20 protein-coding genes are annotated in these 15,312 nt (G+C 53.8%); 3 read left to right on the top strand and 17 right to left on the bottom strand.

What is annotated here, in order from left to right:
- Positions 1-93: 93 nt before the first annotated feature.
- From LG52_RS04270 to LG52_RS04260, 3 genes are read right to left on the bottom strand one after another with little or no spacing between them, the layout of a single operon-like run.
- Entirely contained in the window at positions 94-279 is a 186-nt protein-coding gene (locus LG52_RS04270; RefSeq protein WP_044731001.1) for a capping complex subunit for YIEGIA, read from the bottom strand.
- Positions 269-1,171 carry a YIEGIA family protein gene (locus LG52_RS04265; protein ID WP_044731000.1) on the bottom strand — a complete coding sequence of 301 codons (903 nt, stop codon included), beginning with the start codon at positions 1,169-1,171 and terminating at the stop codon, positions 269-271. Before LG52_RS04265 ends, LG52_RS04270 begins: the two co-directional genes overlap by 11 nt.
- Positions 1,168-1,764 (bottom strand): hypothetical protein, encoded by a 597-nt coding sequence (locus tag LG52_RS04260; protein WP_044730999.1) that lies wholly within the window; start codon positions 1,762-1,764, stop codon positions 1,168-1,170. Before LG52_RS04260 ends, LG52_RS04265 begins: the two co-directional genes overlap by 4 nt.
- A 117-nt stretch (positions 1,765-1,881) precedes the next feature.
- Here LG52_RS04260 and LG52_RS18710 point away from each other — a divergent pair, with 117 nt between their 5' ends.
- Positions 1,882-2,016 (top strand): YpzI family protein, encoded by a 135-nt coding sequence (locus LG52_RS18710; protein WP_075261717.1) that lies wholly within the window; start codon positions 1,882-1,884, stop codon positions 2,014-2,016.
- Positions 2,017-2,176: 160 nt separating this feature from the next.
- On the opposite strand, the gene rpsA is transcribed toward LG52_RS18710, so the two are convergent.
- From rpsA to LG52_RS04190, 14 genes are all read right to left on the bottom strand, one after another.
- A complete protein-coding gene (gene rpsA / locus LG52_RS04255) occupies positions 2,177-3,340 on the bottom strand; it encodes a 30S ribosomal protein S1 (RefSeq protein WP_020754082.1) in 1,164 nt (387 codons plus the stop codon).
- A gap of 179 nt (positions 3,341-3,519) precedes the next feature.
- Positions 3,520-4,113 carry a lysophospholipid acyltransferase family protein gene (locus tag LG52_RS04250; protein ID WP_044730998.1) on the bottom strand — a complete coding sequence of 198 codons (594 nt, stop codon included), beginning with the start codon at positions 4,111-4,113 and terminating at the stop codon, positions 3,520-3,522.
- Positions 4,110-4,784 (bottom strand): (d)CMP kinase, encoded by a 675-nt coding sequence (gene cmk / locus LG52_RS04245; RefSeq protein WP_044730997.1) that lies wholly within the window; start codon positions 4,782-4,784, stop codon positions 4,110-4,112. The genes LG52_RS04250 and cmk overlap by 4 nt, the downstream gene beginning before the upstream one ends.
- 98 nt (positions 4,785-4,882) lie before the next feature.
- The gene (locus LG52_RS04240; protein ID WP_013144879.1) at positions 4,883-5,062 is read right to left on the bottom strand and encodes a YpfB family protein; all 180 of its coding nucleotides are present in this window, start codon (positions 5,060-5,062) and stop codon (positions 4,883-4,885) included.
- Between the two features lie 52 nt (positions 5,063-5,114).
- Positions 5,115-5,783 (bottom strand): flagellar brake protein, encoded by a 669-nt coding sequence (locus LG52_RS04235; protein ID WP_044733085.1) that lies wholly within the window; start codon positions 5,781-5,783, stop codon positions 5,115-5,117.
- Between the two features lie 313 nt (positions 5,784-6,096).
- Positions 6,097-7,440, bottom strand: coding sequence for a germination protein YpeB (gene ypeB, locus LG52_RS04230; protein WP_044730996.1), 1,344 nt, complete (start codon positions 7,438-7,440; stop codon positions 6,097-6,099).
- 15 nt (positions 7,441-7,455) lie between these two features.
- Positions 7,456-8,259, bottom strand: coding sequence for a spore cortex-lytic enzyme (gene sleB, locus LG52_RS04225; protein WP_044730995.1), 804 nt, complete (start codon positions 8,257-8,259; stop codon positions 7,456-7,458).
- Positions 8,260-8,350: 91 nt separating this feature from the next.
- A complete protein-coding gene (prsW, locus tag LG52_RS04220; protein ID WP_044730994.1) occupies positions 8,351-9,028 on the bottom strand; it encodes a glutamic-type intramembrane protease PrsW in 678 nt (225 codons plus the stop codon).
- Between the two features lie 88 nt (positions 9,029-9,116).
- Positions 9,117-10,088 carry an asparaginase gene (locus LG52_RS04215; protein WP_044730993.1) on the bottom strand — a complete coding sequence of 324 codons (972 nt, stop codon included), beginning with the start codon at positions 10,086-10,088 and terminating at the stop codon, positions 9,117-9,119.
- A 213-nt stretch (positions 10,089-10,301) separates the two neighbouring features.
- On the bottom strand, positions 10,302-11,294 hold the full coding sequence (locus LG52_RS04210; RefSeq protein ID WP_044730992.1) for a YpdA family putative bacillithiol disulfide reductase: 993 nt from the start codon (positions 11,292-11,294) through the stop codon (positions 10,302-10,304).
- 89 nt (positions 11,295-11,383) lie between these two features.
- Complete coding sequence (locus LG52_RS04205) at positions 11,384-12,655, bottom strand: Glu/Leu/Phe/Val family dehydrogenase (RefSeq protein WP_011231719.1); 1,272 nt, start codon at positions 12,653-12,655, stop codon at positions 11,384-11,386.
- A gap of 158 nt (positions 12,656-12,813) precedes the next feature.
- Positions 12,814-13,404 (bottom strand): genetic competence negative regulator, encoded by a 591-nt coding sequence (locus LG52_RS04200; protein ID WP_011231720.1) that lies wholly within the window; start codon positions 13,402-13,404, stop codon positions 12,814-12,816.
- An 87-nt stretch (positions 13,405-13,491) separates the two neighbouring features.
- Positions 13,492-14,295 carry a metallophosphoesterase gene (locus tag LG52_RS04195; RefSeq protein ID WP_044730991.1) on the bottom strand — a complete coding sequence of 268 codons (804 nt, stop codon included), beginning with the start codon at positions 14,293-14,295 and terminating at the stop codon, positions 13,492-13,494.
- Positions 14,296-14,306: 11 nt separating this feature from the next.
- On the bottom strand, positions 14,307-14,699 hold the full coding sequence (locus LG52_RS04190; protein WP_044730990.1) for a hypothetical protein: 393 nt from the start codon (positions 14,697-14,699) through the stop codon (positions 14,307-14,309).
- A gap of 107 nt (positions 14,700-14,806) precedes the next feature.
- Between LG52_RS04190 and LG52_RS04185 the strand changes: the two genes are divergently transcribed.
- Together LG52_RS04185 and LG52_RS04180 are read left to right on the top strand one after the other, a co-directional pair.
- Entirely contained in the window at positions 14,807-15,037 is a 231-nt protein-coding gene (locus LG52_RS04185; protein WP_025948503.1) for a spore coat associated protein CotJA, read from the top strand.
- The gene (locus LG52_RS04180) at positions 15,034-15,294 is read left to right on the top strand and encodes a spore coat protein CotJB (RefSeq protein WP_031408620.1); all 261 of its coding nucleotides are present in this window, start codon (positions 15,034-15,036) and stop codon (positions 15,292-15,294) included. Before LG52_RS04185 ends, LG52_RS04180 begins: the two co-directional genes overlap by 4 nt.
- Positions 15,295-15,312 lie beyond the last annotated feature (18 nt).

The raw sequence follows: 15,312 nt of genomic DNA, 5'->3' as shown, positions 1-15,312 counted from the left end.
AAATGACTTTTTACCAATCAAGCGCCTCTTTTCGTGATGAGCCAGGGTAGGCTACAACTGCTTTATTTTATCAAAAAGCGAAACGCTCAACAACTAATGTTTGACGATAATAAGAAGCCCCTCCGCCACTTCATGGGCGATGCCATCCAAAATCGCCTCTAAATTCGCGGCGATCTGTTCCATTTCCTCTTTTGTTTGGCAAATAAAGATTGGCGCGCCGCCGGCGACGCGCCCGCCGTTCATCGTAATGACGGCCAAAATCATTTTTTCATGCGTCATCGCCGCTCCCCCCTTTCCGCTTCCATCGCCGTTTCTTCGGCATGCGGATGGCGCTCTCAAGCACCGGCACGTTTTCGATAACAGCCTTCGCCTTCTCGGCATCCTCGACTTGCGGCAAAATGAAAATGCCGACGCGCCCGTCGTTCAAATCGCGCTTGGCGAGCGGCACGAGCGCTGGCGTTCCGGAGTCGCGGTAAATGCCGAGGGCGGTCGATACATCATGCAAAATCGCCTGCCGCTGCCCAAGATTGGCGATCGTCGTGCGAGCGTTGAAATTTTTCGGCGTTAAAATAAATCCCATCCCATAGCGCAAAATTTCTTCGCGCCGCGCCGGCAAGCCGATGTTCATGATATAGATGTTGTCAACATACAACCCTGCTCCTTCAAAACGCGGCTTGACATATTGGACGTCGGCAATGTCTTTCAGCCGGCTTCCGCTCATAAACCGCCGCGCCACCATAAGGCCGATGATACTGGCGGCAAGCGCGGCCCAAATGTCCCATACTAAATAAAAGAGCGTCGATAAAAAGGAGACGAAAATGACTAAATAGTTCCGCCCTTCAAACACAATCGCGATGCCTTCGATGTATGTTTTTCCTCTCGGCACCAGCTCATACTGATCCAACTCGTTCAACGTATTGCGCTCCATATTGCGCACGTCGCGAAATTGTGAGGCGGCCAAGGCCAAAAACGTGATCGCTGCGAACTCTTTTTCCATAATCGCCGGCACGGCGACCGTGCCCAAGCCAGCAGCAATCGCTCCTAAGGCGATATGGATCGTCCGCCCATGCAAGTAGGTCGGATATTGCCGGTAATCGGTGCGCAACAAATACAGCCGCGTCAACACCCCAGCGGCAACACCGTATAAAATCGGAAACGTGTATTCGTTCACGGCTGCCTCGTCCTCCTTACAGGCCTTTTTTCCTCAAGCTCTAGCGAGAAGAAGCGGATCGATTCCCAAACGAGCAAAGATAATGCGCTAATGGCGAGCGCATCCAAAAAGGAAAACGACCCAAGCACATAACCCGGCGTCATGCGACAGATGGACATGGCGTATACCACTTCCCCTTGACAGCCGCCGAGCGCCAGACAAAGAAGGCGGGCGGATATGCGGGGGTGGAACAGACTGCTGATCAAGGCCATCCACCAGCCAAGCATCCATTGGCCATCAAGCCAAATCCAGACCGGATCAAACAAGGCAAGCAGACGAAAAGCGGCATAGGCAAACGCCAAGCCGGACGCTGACAGCGCCATCCGCAGCCATCCGCATGGCCGCTGTGTGACCGCCACGTAACAGGAGGAGAAAAACAGCACAAAAAAGGACGCCACGGCATGGAACGGGCCGACCTTCACTGCCCATGAAGCAAAGCTGATCATCAAAAGCGCAAAAGCGGCCAGTTGTGTCCGGTCGGCTCCCTTTTTCATCAAAAATGTAGCAATAATCCACACAAACCAAAAAAATAAATAAAATAATGCTCCTTCCATCATTTCCACTCCCTATGATATTCATTATGCCAGCTTTTTTGGACGCTCATTCATGCATACAAAGCAGAGCGCTTGGCCATAGTAAAAACGATCCTGCATAGAAAGGAGCGGAATGGAGTGGGAAAAGACCGCCAAGAAAAGAAGCTGAAACAGTCGCGGCGCGTCGAATCAGACCGCGATCAATCGCTCTCCTATAAAGGAGCGGCCCGGCTTGATACACCAGAAGAAGCGCGGGAACAGAATCGCCATTAAGAAAAAATGGTCCTTCTCTTTCTTGCAGCCGCCCTTGTCCCGATGCGGTGAATCAAGCAAAAAAGAAAAAAGCTCCCTTTGTCCAGAATGGCAGAAGCCATCGGACAGAAAGGAGCTTTCGCTTTGTTTTGCCAGCTAGTTGATCTTGTGCAGCTCTACATTACTTTAATTTTTTCAGCTGCTCGCCAATCACTTCGCCGAGCTGAAAGCCGCGCGTTTCCGACGTTCTTGTGTATTGGCTGTAATCCTCGGCCGGCGCGGCCGCCTCTTCCTCAAGCAACGCGCGGATGCTGAGGGAAAGGCGGTGATCCGCTTCGTTGACGTCGAGCACTTTCGCCTTCACCACGTCGCCTTCTTTCAGCACTTCATGCGGCGAGCCGATGCGGCGGTTGGCGATTTGCGACACGTGCACCAATCCTTCGACGCCTGGGAAGACTTCCACAAACGCGCCGAACGAAGCGAGCCGTTTCACCGTCCCGGTGACGACATCGCCCGGTTTCACTTTTTCGCTGAGGCCTTCCCATGGGCCCGGCAGCGCTTCTTTGATCGACAGCGACAGGCGCCCGTTCTCCGGATCGACGGCCAACACTTTCACTTTCACCACATCGCCTTCTTTCACCACTTCCGACGGATGAGCGACGCGCGTATGGGAAAGCTGGGAAATATGTACAAGCCCGTCAAACCCGCCGACATCGACAAAGACGCCGAAATCAGCAATGCGGCGGACGACGCCATCCAACACTTGCCCCGGCTCAAGGCGGGAGAGCAGTTCTTTTTGCTGCCGCGCTTGTTCTTCCTCAACGACCGCCCGATGCGACAAAATGACGCGGTTTTTCTCGCGGTCAAGCTCGACGACTTTCACGGAGAGCGTTTTTCCTTTATAATCGGAAAAATCTTCGACGTAATGCGGCTCGACAAGCGACGCCGGGATGAAGCCGCGCACGCCGACATCGGCGACAAGACCGCCTTTGACGATGTCTTTAATGACTGTTTCAAATGTTTCACCGCTTGCAAATTTGCGCTCAAGATCTTCCCAAGCCCGCTCGGCGTCCACCGCTCTTTTCGATAAAATGAGCAACCCTTCTTCTCCGTCTTTTCCTTCTTCCACTTTTTTGACTTTGGCCGTCACTTCATCGCCGACAGCGACGGCATCGCTCGGTTTTTCAATATGCAAGTTCGACAGCTCGCTGATCGGAATGATGCCGCTTTGCTTGCTGTTTTCCACCTCGACAAGCACTTGCTTGTCCTCAAGCTTCACCACTTTGCCGCGGACGATATCGCCCACTTCATACACATTGACTTGCACATTCATCTCTTCTGTCATCGCAAAAACCCTCCTTCATCGACTGGCAACTGTCAAAAGCGCGCCTCGCGCCGAGGCCGCGGCCGGCTGTCGGCAAAATAAGGACGCTTTTCTAGTTAGTATACCATATTTTCTCAATCAACATGTACTATAATGCTCATTGAGGCGGCGGAAGGGATGCCTCGAACAGCATGTTCCTTTCATGCTCGCTGATGCTCTTCCAGCAGCCGGCGGATATGATCCATAATGTAATCGGCCGCTTCTTCTGGGCTCGCCTTCCGCGCGCGCAGCGGCGCCATATCGATCGGCGCTCCGTACACAACCTTAAGCGGCGCAAACGGACGATACGGGCCGACAATGGCGCACGGGACAACGGCGGCATCGGTGCGCAAAGCGAAAAAGCCGACGCCGGGCAGCGCCTTTTTCAACCGGCCGTCTTTGCTGCGCGTCCCTTCCGGAAAAATGCCAAGCACTTCGCCTTGCTTCAGCACCTCAAGACCCGTGCGCAACGCCTGGCGGTCGTTCATGCCGCGCTTGACTGGAAAGGCATGCAAGTTTTTGACGAGCGTTTTCACGACCGGAGCGCGAAACAGCTCTTCTTTCGCCATAAACCGAATCGGGCGCGGCGCCGTAATGCCGATGACCGGCGGATCTAGGTTGCTGATATGGTTGGCGCAAAGAAGCACGCCGCCTTCCTTTGGAAATTGTTCAATCCCGATCGTTTGAATGCGGTAAAAAGGGGTAAGCACTCCCTTGACGACCCCCTTGGCGAATGAATAAAAGTCCACCGTCATCCAATCCTTTCGTTGACAATCTCCATAATCCGCTCCACCACTTCCTCAACTGACAGCGATGTCGTGTCGATTTCCACCGCATCCGGCGCCTTGCGAAGCGGGGCTGTCTCTCGTTCCGAATCGAGCCGGTCGCGGCGGGCGATCTCTTCTTTCAGCTTTTCAAGATCGGACGGAAAGCCGCGTGCGAGATTTTCCTCATGCCGGCGCCGCGCCCGCTCCTCGACCGAAGCTTTCAGGAAAATTTTCACTTCTGCGTTCGGCAGCACATGCGTTCCGATATCACGCCCGTCCATGACGACGCCGCCCCCTTCCGCCAAGGCGCGCTGGCGGGCGACCATCTCCTCGCGTACAAGCGGATGCTTCGCGACAAGCGACACCGCATTCGTCACCGCCTCGTTGCGGATGATGTCGGTGACGTCTTCGCCATTGACGAGGACAATTTGTCCGTGCGGCGACGGCTTGAGCTCAATCGATGTATCGCGAAGCAACAACAAGAGCGCTTGCTCATCATGGATGTCAACGCCGCATACAAGCGCCCGATACGTCAGCGCGCGGTACATGGCGCCGGTATCGATGTATACGTAGGAAAGCCGCCTAGCGATCCGTTTGGCGACCGTGCTTTTCCCCGCCGCGGCGGGTCCGTCGATCGCAATGCTGATTCGTCGTTTCATGACTTCCTCCTGCTTTGCCTAAAATCGCTTGATGAGTGCACAAAGAAAAATGCAGGAAACCCCTGCATGTCTCCATGTTCATTGTACCATATCCGCCGTCAACGGTCGACGGCCGTTTCGACTGTTTTCGTTTTTTCCGGCTTGGCTACCCCCTCGTATTCGTACACCTTGCCGATATACAAGGGCGCTTTCGTGTACAACACAAGCCATTGGGCGATCAACAGGCAAATCGTCTGGATGACGACAAGCTTCCACAACAGCTGTTCGATCCGTTTCATGCCGCAAACCTCCTAGTTCCCATTTTTTCTAGCAGTATTCCACGTGCCCAGCTCATTTATTCTGTTCGTTCTCCCATTTTCTCTCCTCAAGCTGCCGTTCAAAGCTGTAGCGAATGAGCCGGACGCGGTCTTGGGGGGCGAGGTCTGTGAACTCCACCGACATTTTCGCCATGCCGCGCTCGTCATCAGCCATGCGCACAATCGACGCCTTCGTTTGCACGTAATGATATTCGCCGGAGCGCATCGCCAACACGAGCCAAAGCTCGACCGCCATGCCGGGGCGAAGAAGCGGAGCGTGCGCCGGCGGCACAAGGAGGGCGGCGCCGCCGGCGCTGATATCCACCGTCATCGTCACAAACGGGGCGAACTCGCTGTCAGACGGATGGACGGCTGCATCGACATTCGCTTTCACCCGCACATAACGGCGGCGCTGGATGCGCACGACGTATTCCTCACCCGGGTAAGCCAAGACGACCATCGGCAACGGATCGCGGATTTTCCCCTTCACTTCGGTATCAAACATGTATAAACCGCCGTCTTGCCCGACAAAAGTCGCTTTAAACTGCATCCCATTCCACAAATAAACGGTTTTTCCACTCTGTTCATCGATCGGATAGCTGATATGAACCGCCCCGTCAGCAACGGCGAGCGCTTTGCTTCGGTATTGCCGCGCTGAGCCGTCCGACGGCTCAAGCCGGATCGAATCTCCGATTCTGATCATCATGTTTCCTTTTCCCCTTTTCTGTCAGCTGCCGAACCAGCGATCGTTTCGCTGACCCGCATGATGTCCCATGACGATTATACCATACCCCCGGCTGCCTTTGATTAAGAAAAGCGCAAAGCGCCCGCCTATCGGCGAAGATCGCACAAGCCCCACCGCGGAGGCTGTGGCCGCCGCAGTGTGGGGCGGAGCGACTCGAGCCGATGGCGCTTGGAGCTAGACAGCTCTCTGCCTAATTGCAAAATTTTATACTTTCCTAATCTTTACAAAAAAAGAGGAAAAGCCGACAATCCCAGCTTTTCCTCCCTTGTCTTCATCTGTAATTCGGCTCCACGCTTTCGAGCTTCTCGACTTTTTCTTCAAGGCCGGTTGCGGCGTTAATGAACAGTTGATATGTTTCATCGCCAAGCGTTCCTAAAAACTCATAGCAAAGCACCGGTTTTTGCAAATCGTTCATAATGACCGCCTGGCGCTCTTCCATCACTTTCAAATGCGGGTTTAACTTTTTCTTCGCCGCCTCGACGGTGAGCGTCGGTTTGGGCAACGGACGCGGAATGGACGATGACAAATAGTCGCGCGCCGTAAAACCGACGACATGGCCGTTGTCAAGCGCCACTTTCATTTGGATCGCTTCCGGGTAAATGCGGACGCCGTTTTCGTTTTTGACAAACGTCAGCATGGCGACATTATCGTATTGCATGCTGTCGTACAACTCAAAGCCGGTGAACTTGTGCCGTTTCAAAAACGCCATTCCGCGGTTGGCCGCTTCATACAAGCCGATCTTCGGCTTGCCGACCGGTCGGCTGTTTAACGCCCAAATCGGATACCCGCCGTTTTTCGTCACATCCATATAAATGTCGCCTTTTGTTTTCGGATCGTGAATCGTCAAACTATAAAACCGTTCGTCCGCCCCTTTGCCGCTTTCCGTCACCTTGATGTTCTCTGTTCCCTTTAATCCAAGAAACTCGCGGGCGGTCCGTTTGGCTTCCGCTTTGGAAATGGGGCGCCCTTTCGCGCGGACAAAGCCTTTTTCCTCATTGGCGAGACCGATGAACGACGGGCCGAACTCGGACGAACTTGAGAATGTATCAACATTTTTCTCCACCGCTTTTAAGCCGTCAATAATGATGTTGTCGCCTTTCTCGTCGTTCGTCGCCAGCGCCAGTTCGACATCCATCCAGCGCAAATTGTTTTCCAGCACTAAATGCTGCACGTTGCGCAATTCTTGGCGGATCGCGCCGGCGCTTTTGTACAGCGCCTCGAGCGTCTTGTGCTCTTCTTCGGTCAACGGCTCTTTTTCCAAATCGCGCACGGCCGTCCGGTAGCTGAACTCGCCGATTTTCGATAAAAACTCTTGCGTCTTGTTAAACGGCAAAAGCGACAGCGGCAGTTGGCCGACATCGGAATGAGCTTCAGACGCGATTTTCCACACTTCGGCGAGCGCCGGCGACAATGAGGCGTGCGAATTCATCGCCAGCGTCGCTCCAAGCTTGTCATGCAGCAAATCGATCTGGTAGGCTAAATCGTGGAACGCGCGCTGGTAATTGTTTTCCGCATGAATTAAGATCGCGTTTTTTTCCTGATGCTCGCGGTAGCCCCAGTAGCCGGTGCCGACGACAGCGACGACAAGCGCTGCAATCAGTAAGTATCGCACCATCTCGTCTCCCTCCTTTTATTTGCAAAAAATATGGTTTCCAATCCGCTTGATTTGCGGGCGACTCCAAATCCATGAACTCGTCGCCGTGGCCGGGTTGAAGTAGTAAATCGCTCCCCCGGTCGGGTCCCAGCCGTTGATCGCATCCAGCACCGCTTTTTTTGCTGTTTCGTTCGGCGTCAGCCAAATTTGCCCATCGGCGACCGCGGTGAATGCGCCGGGCTGAAAGATCACCCCGGCGACCGTGTCCGGAAATGACGGATGCTCGAGCCGGTTTAAAATAACGGCGGCAACAGCCACTTGCCCGATATAAGGCTCCCCGCGCGCTTCCCCGTAAACGGCGTTCGCCATCAGCCGAATATCGTTTTGAGAAAACCCTTTCGGCACGTTCGACGCCGTCGTTTTCGCCGCCCGCACTGAACCCCCTGAACCGCCGCCGCGTTTTTTCACCTGCTGGCTGAGCGGAATGCCGCCGTAATGGGTGAAATCGTTTCCTTGGCGGATTTGCTCTTTCACAAACTGCTCGTAATATTTTGAAGCGTTCACAAGCTTCCGTTTCGTCTCCGATCCGGCTAGTCCATCGACCGGCAAGCCGTATTCGTATTGGAAATTGCGCAGCGCCCAATACGTTCGCCAGCCAAACACGCCGTCAATTTTGCCGTTGTAAAACCCAAGGTATTGCAGCCGCGCCTGCAGTTCAATGACATCATCGCCAACTGCTCCGCGCTGAATCACTTGCGGGGAAAACGCGGAAGCATGGTCTGATGGGTACATGCATGTCCAAACAGCCAATGCGATGAATAGAACCCATTTCCTTGCCATATGTGAACCTCCCGTCAACACTCACCGTTTTTACCCCTATTTTCCTTCCGTTTCCCTTTTTTATGCGAAAAAAAGAAAAAAGCCAAAGCTTTTACGCTTGGCTTTTCACAGGCGGCACCGCTTGAGGGCGGGCGTATCCTTTCGCTTGTTTTACTTTGCGCAACGCCGCCCACCATAAGGCGAGCATAAACAACCCCATGTAATAGCCCCATCGCTCTTTGGCAAGCAGCAGCCAGTCATAGACGCCATGAAGGAAAAACGGCAGCAAAAAAGACGCCCATAAATAATAGCGGCGCTTTTTTGCGGCAAACTTCGCCTTGCCGAAATAAAACCCCATGATGACGGAAAAGAGCGCATGACTGGACACCGGCAAAAACGCCCGGGCAATGGCCGTCTCCACTCCGTTGGCCAATAAGTACAAAATGTTTTCCAGCGTCGCGAACCCAAGCGAGACGCTGGCGCTGTACACAATGCCGTCATACGGCTCGTCAAATTCGTCGTGGTCATACACAAAAAAATAAACGACAAACCATTTGACAAACTCCTCAAGGAGCGCGGCCGAAAGAAACGCCTCGGCTGCCGGCGACGCGGCGATCCCTTCTTCCGTCAGCACGTATTGGATGAACATGATTGGAAACACAAGCAAGACGCCGAACAAAAACATGCGCAGCACAAACGAAAGCGGCTCAGCCTCATACTCGTCCTTTAAATAAAAATAACTAAGCAGCGCCACCCCGGGGGCGACGCCGGCGGAAATCAACGAAAACATCCTCGATCCCCGTTTCTTTGGCATTTTTAACTTCATCGTACCACGAAACGGGGGAGAAAAAAAGAGGAATTGCTGGGCCGCTTGTTGCCTAATAAGCGAACAAGCCATCAACGGCGGCGTCGGCAGCAAGAGCGACAGCGAGCTTGATGCGCGCCTTTTTCGCATCGTAGTCGCTGCCAAGAATAACCCCTTTCTTATGCAAATCGTAGGCGCTGCCGGGGTAATCGTACGTTGTATACACCGCCCCTTCCTCGGCGCTCGTCGTCACAACGACTTTGATCCCTGCTTCGATGGCTTTGACGATTTCATCGACCATTTTTGGCGCCACTTGCCCGCGGCCGACCCCTTCGAGCACAATGCCAGCGACGCCGCTTTCTCGAGCCGCTTTAATGAACTTGCCGTCCGCCTCCAAGTAGCATTTCACAATGTCCACGGGTGGAAGCGGGCGCACAAGCTTGTAATATTCGCGTCGGATCGGCTTTTGGTACACGTACACCTCATCGTTGTCAATGATGCCTAAATAGCCGAAACCGAAAGCGTTGAATCCTTGAATGTTCGAGGCGTGTTCTTTTTTCACGTATTTCGCGGCAAAAATGCGTTCATTGAACACAACGACCGTCCCCGCCCCACGCAACGGCTCGGCGCACGCGGCGTAAATGGCATGACGGATGTTGATGTACACATCGCTGCCCAAATCAGACGGCGCCCGTTGCGAACCGGTGACGACGATCGTCCGCGGGTCATCGATCGTCAAATCAAGGAAATAGGCCGTTTCTTCGAGCGCATCGGTTCCGTGAGTGACGACGATGCCATTAACGGATGGATCGGTGAAATGCGCCTCAATCCGTTTTTTCAGCTCAAGCCAATGCGAAAACGTCAAATGCATGCTCGGAAGTTGAAACACACTTTCAACGATGACCTCAATCTCCCTCGGCAAATGGCACATCGCGGCGAGTTCTTCACCGCTTAGCGCCCCGGCCCGCAGGCGGCCGGAACGTTCGTTTCGCTTGCTCGCAATCGTGCCGCCGGTTGTCAGGAGCACCACTTTCCGTTTCGTCACGCAAGCCACCCTCGCTTTCTCGCTTTAGCATCATTACACGAGCGTTGATTATCCATTATTTTACTAAAAAACATAGAATGATATGGCTGAACACAAGCTTTTCTGCTTCTTCCCTCGAACAAGAACGCCAGCGGGCAAATGACATTTGCCCGCAAAGCGTTCATCGTTCGAGGAGGGCATGCCGTCATATGCCCAGTCGATGTATTAGAAGCGCTACTGCAGCTGCTTGGCTGACCCCTCCCGTTCGCGCTTGGCGATGCAGGCGGCAATAGCGTCTCCATGGAAGCGGCCGTTTTCGATAAAAATTTCATTCGCATCGTTGCCAGCGGCGATCACCCCGGCGATAAACACCCCCGGCACGTTTGTTTCCATCGTCTCCGGATCATAATGCGGCCGGCCGCTTTCCAGGTCGATCTGCACCCCGATGTTCATCAAGAAGCGATGATCCGGATGATAGCCGGTCATGGCAAACACAAAGTCGTTTTTGATCGTTTTCGTTTCCCCGTCCACTTCATACACGACCGCTTCTTCGGTAATTTCTTTCACATGCGCGCGAAACTCCATGCGGATCACGCCTTTCTTCACAAGCGAGTCAAACTCCGGCAAAATCCACGGCTTAATGCTTTTCGAATACTCGTTGCCGCGATACAGCACCGTCACGCGCGCTCCCGCTTTCACAAGCTCCATCGCCGCGTCGACGCTCGAATTTTTCCCGCCGATGACAACGCAGTCGGTGTTGAAGTACGGATGCGCTTCTTTAAAGTAATGCATCACTTTCGGCAGCTCTTCCCCCGGCACGTTCATATAGTTCGGATGGTCGTAATAGCCGGTGGCGATAACGACATATTGCGCGCGGTACGTCCCTTTTGTCGTTTCAATAAAAAACGTCCCGTCTTCCTGCCGCTTGACGGTTTTCACTTCTTCAAACGCATTGACGCGCACTTGCTTGCGGACGACGACCTCGCGGTAATAAGCGAGCGCTTGATTTCGCGTCGGCTTCCGGTTTTCCGTGATAAACGGCACGCCGCCGATCTCCAACCGGTCGCTCGTGCTGAAAAACGTCTGATGCGTCGGAAAACGGTAAATCGAATGGACGATGTTTCCTTTCTCGATCACCAGCGGCGAAAATCCGGCGCCTTGCAAAGCAATCGCCGCCGCCAGCCCGCACGGACCGCCGCCGACAATAATGATTTTCTCCTCTTTCATCGTTTTTGCCACCTCGCATGAAGCAAAAAATCCCCTATCTTATGATAGGGGATTTCACCAAAGCTTGCAAACATCGGCGCGTGCTCGCCTCACACCCAGCCGCGGAACCGGCACGCTTCCGCCATTTTGCGGACGCCGACCATGTAGGCGGCAAGGCGCATGTCGACGCGGCGCGTCTGCGCCATTTCATACACGTTGTTGAACGCTTTGACCATCACTTTTTCAAGCCGCTGTTCCACTTCTTCTTCCGTCCAATAGTAACCTTGGTTGTTTTGCACCCATTCGAAATACGACACAGTCACGCCCCCGGCGCTTGCCAACACGTCCGGAACGAGCAAAATGCCGCGCTGCGTCAAAATTTCCGTCGCCTCAAGCGTCGTCGGCCCGTTCGCCGCCTCGACGACGATGCTCGCCTTTATGCGCGGAGCGTTTTCGGCCGTAATTTGGTTTTCGATGGCCGCCGGCACCAAAATATCGCAATCGAGCTCAAGCAGCTCTTGATTCGAAATCGTATTTTTAAACAGCTTCGTCACCGTGCCAAAACTGTCGCGCCGTTCAAGCAAGTAGTCGATGTCGAGCCCGTTCGGGTCGTACAGAGCGCCGTACACATCGGAAATGCCGACGACTTTCGCCCCGGCGTCGTGCATAAATTTGGCCAAATAGCTGCCAGCGTTGCCGAACCCTTGAACGACGACGCGCGCCCCTTTGAGCGACAAACCGCGTTTTTTCGCCGCCTCGCGGATGCAAATGGTCACTCCTTTGGCCGTCGCCGTTTCCCGGCCGTGCGAACCGCCGAGGACAAGCGGCTTCCCGGTGATAAACCCCGGCGAATCAAACTCGCGGATGCGGCTGTACTCATCCATCATCCACGCCATAATTTGCGAGTTCGTAAACACATCCGGCGCCGGAATGTCTTTTGTCGGTCCGACGATTTGGCTGATGGCGCGCACATAACCGCGGCTTAGCCGCTCGAGCTCGCGAAACGACATCGTGCGCGGGTCGCAGACGATGCCGCCTTTGCCGCCGCCGTATGGCAAATCAACGATGCCGCACTTTAAGCTCATCCAAATCGACAGCGCTTTCACTTCTCGTTCCGTCACATCAGGATGGAAACGCACGCCGCCTTTCGTCGGACCGACCGCATCGTTATGCTGCGCGCGGTAGCCGGTAAAAATTTTCACCGACCCGTCGTCCATGCGCACCGGAATGCGGACTGTCAACACGCGGATCGGCTCTTTTAACAGCTCATACACTTCTTCCGGGTAGCCGAGCTTTTCCAACGCTCTATGTATAACAATTTGTGTCGACGCCAGCACGTCGTATTGTTGTTCTTTCTCTTCCGTATGCTTATCGGCTGCCATACGTAAACCTCCTATAAGCTCGCTATAATAATTTGTCGCCTTTCATGTCATAGTATACACCTTCTGTGGCCGGATGCAAAGGAAAAATGGCGAAGCGGCGTCGAGCAGTCGGCGCAAAAAATAGACTCCTTGTCCATTTCAAGGAGTCTTTCTATGCCTTAGTTGGCGCGGAAATAACGAACGAGCTGTTCGATCGCGCGGCGTTCAATCAGCCGCTTCCCATATTCTTGCACACGATGTATCGTTATCGTAGCCGGGTTGCCAAACTCGGCCAGCAAGGCGACAAAGTTGTCAAGCGGAATGGGAGGCTCTTCGGGAACATGCAAGTAAAAGCGGCCTTGATAAGAATAAAGCGTACCGTCGAGGCAGCCGACCGCATGCAGGCGATGAGCGAGCTGGATGACATCTTCAAACGTTTGGAATTCGTAAAATATGTCATCGCTCTCATCGAGCGTTACTTGCATTTCGATATAATCGTCGGCGAATTCTTCTTCCATGTCGTCGTAGTCGCCTTCGTTCGTAACGATAACGACCATGCCCTGCGCCGGTAAAGAGTACACTTCGACCGCGATCGATCCGTTCACTTCAAAACCGAGCTCTTCGCTTGCTTCCTCGATCATATCGCGGAACAGCTGATGGACTTTAAACGTATCTTTCCATAAATCGTCTTTCGTCAACCCGCGGTCCAGCAAATCGTCAAACGTCAGGAAAATTTTGATTTTGTTGTGGGTCAAGCGCTCAAGACGCATCGGCACCCCTCCTTACCTACAGAGCCATCTCTTACCGTTATTGTATGACGCAAGCGGCAATTGGTTCGTTTGTTGTTATTAATGAGTTTACATCGTTTGCCCCGTTTTAGACAAGCATTTTTTCTCGGGTGTCGGTTTTCCGGGCACAATCGTGATGAGATGAGTCTCTGCCGGCGCTCCGAGGCGAAGCGGCACCCCGGTCGTCCCGTAGCCGTTACTCGTCAACACCGCCGTGCTGCCCTGCCATTTGAGCCCTCCTTTTTCATACAACCCAATGGAAAAGAAGCGAATTTGTCCTCCATGCGTATGGCCGCTCAGCACGAGTGAAATGTGCTGCTCCTCTCTTAGGCGAGCGACGATCGCTGGGTTATGGCAGGCTAATATACGAAATGATTGAGGCGGAACGTGTTCGAGCGCCCGGTCGATATCCGCCTCCTTTCGGCTTACGTCGCCGACGCCGATGAGCGCGACCGGCACACCGCCGTGCTCCCATACTTTCGCTTTGTTTTTGAGCACGTGGACGCGCTCTTCCTCAAACACTGATTGAAGATCGTAGTCGACTTCGTCATCATTGTTTCCCCAAACAAAATAAACAGGAGCGACCTCGCGCAACCGACGCACATTTTCACGGACGCGCGCTTCGGGCACCCCTCTTTCGGCCAAATCCCCGCCAATCACGACAAGATCCGCTTTTCCCCTTACTTCCTCAAGCATGCGTGACGAAACGATCCGCCGATGAATATCAGAAATAAAAAAAATCGTAAGCGGCGGCCAATGATCGAGAAAATGAGGAAACGACAGGATCACGTGACGAACCCGGTTGCTGTGCGCTTCTTTCCACATATAACCAAGCAAAACAAGAAAACTCGTGATCATTCCCCCGATGATCATACTTCCTCCTGCTAAAGCCGATCATCTTTGGTCAACCGGCGGTCTCTCATCGTCATCATACCATAAAAAAAGGAAAAAACGAAAAAAAGCGCCGCCAGCGGCCAATGAAACCGAAACGCCCAATAAAAATGGCCGAGCGCCGCCAAACTAGCCACCCATTCCCCGACACGAAACCGCCGGCCGGACAACAGGCGCACCGTCCCGCCGACTGCCGCGCGGATGAGCGCCCCGTTGGCAGCCGTCCCGAACCAAAAGCAAACGAGCGCAAGCCATGTCCGCAGCGGGGCAAACAGCAAATCGGTCAAAAACCGCTCCAGCGAGAACGGCTCGAGCGGCGGCAGCCAGCGAAAAAACAAATACGTGCACAAAACAGCGGCCATGGCGGTCATCGATAGACGGCCCATGGTTTCCTCCTTAGCCCGATCCTCATTATTCGTCATGGCAAACAGGCATGAACGACATGGCTCCATCATACATATAGACTGAACTTTGCCAAAAAAGGGGGGGTTTTATGTTTACGACGCGCAAACAATATGAGCCGTACATCAGCCCGTTTGACCCGTGCCCGCCGATCCGCGTCAAAACGTACGTCACCGCGCCCAACTTGTATGTCGGCTTCCAACCGCCGAATTTGCCGCAGTTTCCGCTGCGCGAGGCGTTGATGAAAGGAACGCTCTGGCAAGTGTTTTACGATCCTTACTACAGCCCTTACGAAACGAAGGGAAAAGGTGATGGTTCATGAAACAAATGCCCAAGGAGTATTACGAGCAGCTTGAGGAGCTGCAAGCCGTCGATTTTGCCCTCGTCGAGCTGACGCTTTATTTGGACACCCACCCGAACGATTATCAAGCCATTCAACAGTTTAACCAGCTCGCGCAAAAGCGGAAGCAGCTGAAAAAACAGTTTGAAGCCGCCTATGGCCCGCTTGAGCAGTTCGGCCATAGCTATTCGAACTACCCGTGGAACTGGGACGACGCGCCTTGGCCTTGGCAAGTGTAGCTGATTCATCACGAACGC

The sequence above is a fragment of the Geobacillus kaustophilus genome (assembly GCF_000948285.1).
In the GTDB taxonomy this organism is placed as follows: Bacteria; Bacillota; Bacilli; order Bacillales; family Anoxybacillaceae; genus Geobacillus; species Geobacillus thermoleovorans_A.
The sequence above is the reverse complement of the archived record's forward strand: the minus strand, read 5'-3'. Positions and strand labels throughout refer to the sequence as shown.